Annotated in this window: 3 protein-coding genes, 1 tRNA gene and 3 rRNA genes; all 7 read right to left on the reverse strand. The window is 43.9% G+C overall.

Annotated features, from left to right (window positions below; genetic code table 11):
• Positions 1-212, reverse strand: a 212-nt coding sequence (locus CLMAG_RS35155; RefSeq protein ID WP_161487073.1) for a thermonuclease family protein, incomplete at its 3' end; no start/stop codon positions are given.
• A gap of 218 nt (positions 213-430) precedes the next feature.
• Positions 431-546: ribosomal RNA gene (gene rrf, locus CLMAG_RS30360) — 5S ribosomal RNA — on the reverse strand.
• Between the two features lie 261 nt (positions 547-807).
• A 23S ribosomal RNA gene (locus tag CLMAG_RS30365) occupies positions 808-3696 on the reverse strand.
• Between the two features lie 338 nt (positions 3697-4034).
• A 16S ribosomal RNA gene (locus tag CLMAG_RS30370) occupies positions 4035-5542 on the reverse strand.
• Together the 16S, 23S and 5S rRNA genes form the textbook arrangement of a ribosomal RNA operon.
• A gap of 721 nt (positions 5543-6263) precedes the next feature.
• Positions 6264-6339 (reverse strand) — tRNA-Met (locus tag CLMAG_RS30375).
• A 362-nt stretch (positions 6340-6701) separates the two neighbouring features.
• Entirely contained in the window at positions 6702-7133 is a 432-nt protein-coding gene (locus CLMAG_RS30380; RefSeq protein WP_066630798.1) for a thermonuclease family protein, read from the reverse strand.
• A gap of 139 nt (positions 7134-7272) precedes the next feature.
• Positions 7273-7488 (reverse strand): hypothetical protein, encoded by a 216-nt coding sequence (locus CLMAG_RS30385; protein ID WP_066631280.1) that lies wholly within the window; start codon positions 7486-7488, stop codon positions 7273-7275.
• Between the last annotated feature and the right edge of the window lie 194 nt (positions 7489-7682).

Consider the following 7682-nt stretch of genomic DNA (forward strand, 5'->3'; position numbering starts at 1 on the left):
ATACCCCAAATCCCCTTACTCTCCATCTTCGCCTCCTTTACATATTCTCCAAAATAACCGCTATACTTTATATCTGGAATATAAGTAGCCTGCCTGGCATAGCCATTAGCTAACAAAATAGCATTAAACATTTTATTTCTTATCTCATCACTGCTAATTTTGCTAGGAATTTGGAGCCAAATGTAGCGAAGTAATCTTTCTAAACATATAATTAAAACTTAAATTTATTTTTTATTATAAGACTTTACATATGGATACCATTCTCTCTTTTTCGTCGGTATAATCAAAATCCTCCACTTTATTTGTTTACTATTGATTATTGCAAAGTTTCCAAAATTTACACCTCTGGGGTGTTTGCGAAGGCTTGCCTGAACTTGCTAAATGCATAAAAAAACACTAGGTATCAAAACCTAGTGTCTTCCTGTTACTTACCTGGCGACGACCTACTCTTCCACACAGTCTCCCGTGCAGTACCATCAGCACTGTAAAGCTTAACCTTCGTGTTCGGAATGGAAACGGTGTTGCCTTTACGTCATAATCACCAGATTTATTTAGTTGAGAGTTAAGATTAATAGTTAAGAGTTATGGTTATTTTTCTCCTATCGTCGAAAAAACGATAATTATACTAACTAATAACTTTATACACAATAAATTATTAACTCTTATGAGAATATTATTCTCTGAAAATTGCACAGTGATAAGTATAGCTTTTTTATGTGGAGCTTAATTAATTTAAATTTTAGATTTTCACGCTAGTGAAAATCATCATTAACTCTTAATTCTCAACTCTACACTGTTAACTATTTTTTGGTCAAGCCCTCGACCTATTAGTATTAGTCAGCTGAACATGTTACCATGCTTACACCTCTAACCTATCAACCTTGTGTTCTTCAAGGGGTCTTACTAGCTTATGCTATGGGAAATCTTATCTTGAGGTGGGCTTCACGCTTAGATGCTTTCAGCGTTTATCCCGTCCTGACATAGCTACCCAGCTGTGCTCCTGGCGGAACAACTGGTGCACCAGAGGTCAGTCCATCCCGGTCCTCTCGTACTAAGGACAGCTCCTCTCAAATTTCCTACGCCCGCGACGGATAGGGACCGAACTGTCTCACGACGTTCTGAACCCAGCTCGCGTGCCGCTTTAATGGGCGAACAGCCCAACCCTTGGGACCTACTTCAGCCCCAGGATGCGACGAGCCGACATCGAGGTGCCAAACCTCCCCGTCGATGTGGACTCTTGGGGGAGATCAGCCTGTTATCCCCGAGGTAGCTTTTATCCGTTGAGCGATGGCCCTCCCACGAGGAACCACCGGATCACTAAGCCCGACTTTCGTCCCTGCTCCACTTGTTTGTGTCGCAGTCAGGCTCCCTTCTGCCTTTGCACTCTTCGAACGATTTCCAACCGTTCTGAGGGAACCTTTGGGCGCCTCCGTTACTTTTTGGAGGCGACCGCCCCAGTCAAACTGCCCACCGAGCTGTGTCCCGTGACCAGTTTCATGGCCGCCGGTTAGAATCCCAGTACTGTCAGGGTGGTATCCCAAGGTTGACTCCACAAAGGCTGACGCCCTTGTTTCAGTCTCCCACCTATCCTGTACAGACAATACCGAAATTCAATGCTAAGCTACAGTAAAGCTCTACGGGGTCTTTCCGTCCAATCGCGGGTAGCGAGCATCTTCACTCGCAATACAATTTCGCCGGATTTGTTGTCGAGACAGTGCCCAAATCATTACCATTCGTGCGGGTCGGAACTTACCCGACAAGGAATTTCGCTACCTTAGGACCGTTATAGTTACGGCCGCCGTTTACTGGGGCTTAAGTTCATACCTTCGCTTGCGCTAAGTATTCCCCTTAACCTTCCAGCACCGGGCAGGCGTCAGCCCCTATACTTCAGCTTTCGCTTTAGCAGAGACCTGTGTTTTTGCTAAACAGTTGCTTGGGCCTATTCTCTGCGACCTACTTGCGTAGGCACCCCTTCTCCCGAAGTTACGGGGTCAATTTGCCGAGTTCCTTGACAACAATTCTTCCGCTGGTCTTAGGATTCTCTCCTCACCTACCTGTGTCGGTTTGCGGTACGGGCGCCAACATCCTCCATAGAGACTTTTCTTGGCAGCGTGGAATCAGATACTTCGCCCATAAGGGCTCCCCATCACAACTAATACAACGGATTTGCCTGTCTGTCCTAGATGCTTAGACGCACATCCAATAGTGCGCACATCTTATCCTCCTGCGTCATCCCATTTGTAATAACGTCAGTTGGCGGTATCGGAATATCAACCGATTGTCCATCACCTACGCCTTTCGGCCTCGGCTTAGGCCCCGACTAACCCTGAGCGGACGAGCCTTCCTCAGGAAACCTTAGGTTTTCGACCAATAAGATTCTCACTTATTTCTCGCTACTTATGCCAGCATACTCACTCCTGTACAGTCCACCGCTCCTTTCGGTACGACTTCAATCCATACAGGAAGCTCCTCTACCACTGATACTTACGTATCAATCCATAGCTTCGGTGGTAAGTTTTAGCCCCGGACATCTTCGGCGCAGGATCTCTCGACTAGTGAGCTATTACGCACTCTTTAAATGAGTGGCTGCTTCTAAGCCAACATCCTAGTTGTCTTAGAAATCCCACATCCTTTTCCACTTAACTTACACTTTGGGACCTTAGCTGATGGTCTGGGCTGTTTCCCTTTTGACCACGGATCTTATCATTCGTAGTCTGACTGCTTTGATTCAAGTATATGGCATTCGGAGTTTGATAGGGTTCAGTAACTGTTGTCAGCCCCTAGCCCATTCAGTGTCTACCTCCATTACTCATTCAAAACGCTAGCCCTAAAGCTATTTCGAGGAGAACCAGCTATCTCCGAGTTCGATTGGAATTTCTCCGCTATCCACAGCTCATCCCATGGTTTTTCAACACCAACGTGGTTCGGTCCTCCACGGAATTTTACTTCCGCTTCAACCTGTCCATGGATAGGTCACCCGGTTTCGGGTCTACGACATGCAACTTTTCGCCCTATTCAGACTCGGTTTCCCTTCGGCTCCATACCTTAAGTATTTAACCTTGCTACACATCGTAACTCGCTGGCTCGTTCTACAAAAAGCACGCCGTCGCACATAAAAGTGCTTCGACTGATTGTGGACACACGGTTTCAGGTTCTATTTCACTCCCCTTCCGGGGTTCTTTTCACCTTTCCCTCACGGTACTGCTTCACTATCGGTCACCAGTTAGTATTTAGCCTTGGGAGGTGGTCCTCCCTGCTTCCCACAAGGTTTCACGTGTCTCGTGGTACTCTGGATTAGACCTGACTGCTCTTTTTTTTTTCACTTACAGGGCTTTTACCTTCTACGGCGGAGCCTTCCAGCTCTCTTCAGTTAAAAAATTGCAGTATTTATGGTCTATCCGCAACCCCAGGAACAAGTTCCTGGTTTGGGCTCTTTCCCTTTCGCTCGCCGCTACTTAGAAAATCGATTTTTCTTTCTCTTCCTCCGGGTACTTAGATGTTTCAGTTCCCCGGGTATACCTCTATAAACCTATGAATTCAGTTTACAGTACATTACGTTAGTAATGTGGGTTGCCCCATTCGGAAATCTCTGGATCACTGGCTATTTGCGCCTACCCAAAGCTTATCGCAGCTTATCGCGTCCTTCTTCGGCTTCTGGTGCCAAGGCATTCACCATGCGCCCTTTGTAGCTTGACCTATACCGAAAATTGCTATTAACTTCGCACTTCTTCGTCAAGTATTGCGGTGCTCATTTACCAGTCAGTAAACTCTGCTCCTCATTCAAGCCTTCCTCGAATTGCTCGTTACTATCAATTTGTTTAGAGTTACAAAGGTTTTAGTTCAATAAAATACCTTTCGTATAAGTAATTTACCTTTAGCTTTACTTTGTTAAACAATTGCGTTGTTTAACGTTTCTTCACTGTGCAATTTTCAAAGAACAATTGCGAGGTAAAAAACAAAGTTAAAGCCCTCAAGATTAAACAGAGGCTAAACCCAGTCTTTCAGACAGCATTACCTGTCTGTATTATCCTTAGAAAGGAGGTGATCCAGCCGCAGGTTCTCCTACGGCTACCTTGTTACGACTTCACCCCAATCACTAACCCCACCTTCGGCCGCTGGCCCCTTTACAGGTTACCTCACGGACTTCGGGTGTTGCCAGCTCTCATGGTGTGACGGGCGGTGTGTACAAGGCCCGGGAACGTATTCACCGCGACATTCTGATTCGCGATTACTAGCAACTCCGGCTTCATGTAGGCGAGTTGCAGCCTACAATCCGAACTGGGATAGGTTTTTGAGTTTTGCTCCACCTCGCGGTCTTGCATCTCTCTGTACCTACCATTGTAGCACGTGTGTAGCCCTGGACATAGGGGCATGATGATTTGACGTCATCCCCACCTTCCTCCCGGTTAACCCGGGCAGTCTCACTAGAGTGCTCAACTTAATGGTAGCAACTAATGATAGGGGTTGCGCTCGTTGCAGGACTTAACCTAACATCTCACGACACGAGCTGACGACAACCATGCACCACCTGTCTCCCTGCCCCGAAGGGCTTCATGCATCTCTGCACTATTCAGGGGATGTCAAGTCCAGGTAAGGTTCTTCGCGTTGCTTCGAATTAAACCACATGCTCCGCTGCTTGTGCGGGCCCCCGTCAATTCCTTTGAGTTTTAATCTTGCGATCGTACTTCCCAGGCGGAGTACTTATTGTGTTAACTGCGGCACAGAAGGTTGGACCCTCCTACACCTAGTACTCATCGTTTACGGCGTGGACTACCAGGGTATCTAATCCTGTTTGCTACCCACGCTTTCATGCCTCAGCGTCAGTTACGGTCCAGAGAATCGCCTTCGCCACTGGTGTTCTTCCTAATCTCTACGCATTTCACCGCTACACTAGGAATTCCATTCTCCTCTCCCGCACTCTAGATATCCAGTTTGAAATGCAGCACCCAAGTTAAGCTCGGGTATTTCACATCTCACTTAAATATCCGCCTACGCATCCTTTACGCCCAGTAAATCCGGACAACGCTCGCCACCTACGTATTACCGCGGCTGCTGGCACGTAGTTAGCCGTGGCTTCCTCCTTTGGTACCGTCATTATCGTCCCAAAAGACAGAGCTTTACAACCCGAAGGCCTTCATCACTCACGCGGCGTTGCTGCATCAGGCTTTCGCCCATTGTGCAATATTCCCCACTGCTGCCTCCCGTAGGAGTCTGGACCGTGTCTCAGTTCCAATGTGGCCGATCACCCTCTCAGGTCGGCTACGCATCGTCGCCTTGGTGAGCCTTTACCTCACCAACTAGCTAATGCGCCGCGGGTCCATCTCAAAGCGGATTACTCCTTTAATTAGTTCTTCATGCGAAAAACTAATGTTATGCGGTATTAATCTCCCTTTCGGGAGGCTATCCCCTCTTTGAGGCAGGTTACCCACGTGTTACTCACCCGTCCGCCGCTAATCCACCCCGAAGGGCTTCATCGCTCGACTTGCATGTGTTAGGCACGCCGCCAGCGTTCGTCCTGAGCCAGGATCAAACTCTCAATTTAAAAGTTTGAATGCTCATTACTTAAGCAGACATCCAAAATCTATGATTTTGTGATGATCGCTTAGTTAAACACGTCAGTGTTTAACTTCATTTACTACTAATATATAGTAGTTAAAGAATTGCTGGTTTAGTTTATTTAATAAAAGTCATTTTGACTTTCATTGCACGGTGTAAATTTATTCATCGATTGTCATCGATTCATAACTTTACCCGTAAAAAGCCATTTAGGATTTTTACCTCTGTTTAATTTTCAAGGATCATGTCGCTTGTTTGCGACTGGATTTACATCTTATCATCTTCATCTCAGCTTGTCAACTAGTATTTTATTACCAGTTTTGTCTCACTAAGTTATCACTGATTTGCGATGGATTTATATCTTACCATGCTTGTCTCAGCTCGTCAACTAGTAATTTGTTACCAGTTAACTGATGTACTTAGTCGCTAATTGCGACCAGATTTACATCTTATCATCTCTGTGCTTATCTGTCAACTAGTAAATTGTTACCAAGTTACTCACACCACATTACATTATCGTACTGCGTCTTTAACAGCTTACACATAATATCAAACAAACTTATTTGTTGTCAATATTTTTCCGATGACTACCTGCTCTAATACTCCCATCTTCTCCAAGGTGGGAGTAAAGAGCGGGTACGTCCCTGGATTCGTTCAACTAAGAATCAGGTGGAGTTGAAACTCCATCTGATTCAAGTTTCACTTCATGGTTGCGGAGGCAGGACTTGAACCTACGACCTTCGGGTTATGAGCCCGACGAGCTACCAACTGCTCCACCCCGCGTCATTATATATACATATTGATCAACCACTGTTGTTTGTGTTTGTCACCTCTCGAAGGGACAAGTAGTATCTTAACATGAGTACACATATAGAAAACTATTAATATATCTCTTTAATCATATAATATCCTATTATTATGATATTATACTTCTACATACTCAGTAATTCACATAGTGATACACCAGACTTAGTTTATACGATGATTATCCGCTCTGTACTCACTGGATTGGCTCAACTAAGAATCAGGATCTATATCCGCCTCATTCTCCCATTCCACTGTATCAAAATTAATATCTCTTGAACATATTATAAGCATAGTACTTTAACACCTTACAACTATATGTAATAAAATAGTCATTATCCTTACACAATGCCCCAAATCCCCTTACTCTCCACCTTCGCCTCCTTTACATATTCTCCAAAATAACCGCTATACTTTATATCTGGGATATAAGTAGCCTGCCTGGCATATCCATTAGCTAACAAAATAGCATTAAACATTTTATTTCTTATCTCATCACTGCTAATTTTACTAGGAATTTGGAGCCAAATGTAGCGAAGTAATCTTCCGTAGACATCTCTGTCACTAATATCTTTCTCCAGATAAATTACCTTATCAAAAAGATTGTTTTTAGTATAACCAGCCGCTTCTTTGCCATAAGACTCCTGCTTTATAGTGCTTTCCGGACAGTTTATTCCTATAAACCTAACTCTTTCTTTTAACCCATTTTCCAATTTTACTACTGTTGTGTCACCATCAATATGGGCGCATACAATGGCTTTTTTAAATATCATGAAATCCCTCCCTTGAAACTATTAGTTTTACTAAGAAGGGCACCTTTTGGTTTAGCTGTGTAAATAATAAAAGTGCCTTCAGTTTGTATATATACTGAAGACACTCGTATAGGCATTGGAATAGGCTAAATTTTTTATCCTAGGATATCATCCCTCGAAGCTTATCTTTTAAGTCTGCTTTTTCTAATACATCTTTTTCAATAAGTTTAAGATATTCATTTATATCAATTGGCCTCACACTAATGAATGGCTTGTCTAAAGATTCATCGATAGTATTAATAAATCTTCTCATATTTTTCTCTGTCATTCTCATACTTGGGATATATAATATAAATATTTGCCTTACATTTGCCAAAATTACACCTCTAGGGTATTTGCGAAAGCTTGCCTGAGCTTGCTAGGCTTTTTGACAATTGTTTAACGTATACGTCAAAATCTGACAGGAACCAGGTACCCTTGTGGGCTTGAAATGCCCCACTTGCTAGTTATCAGAATATTTTTCAGACACCACTTCGAAAATTATCTTTAGTGATGAAATAAAGCTTTCAC

The organism is Clostridium magnum DSM 2767 (assembly GCF_001623875.1).
In the GTDB taxonomy this organism is placed as follows: Bacteria; Bacillota; Clostridia; order Clostridiales; family Clostridiaceae; genus Clostridium_AM; species Clostridium_AM magnum.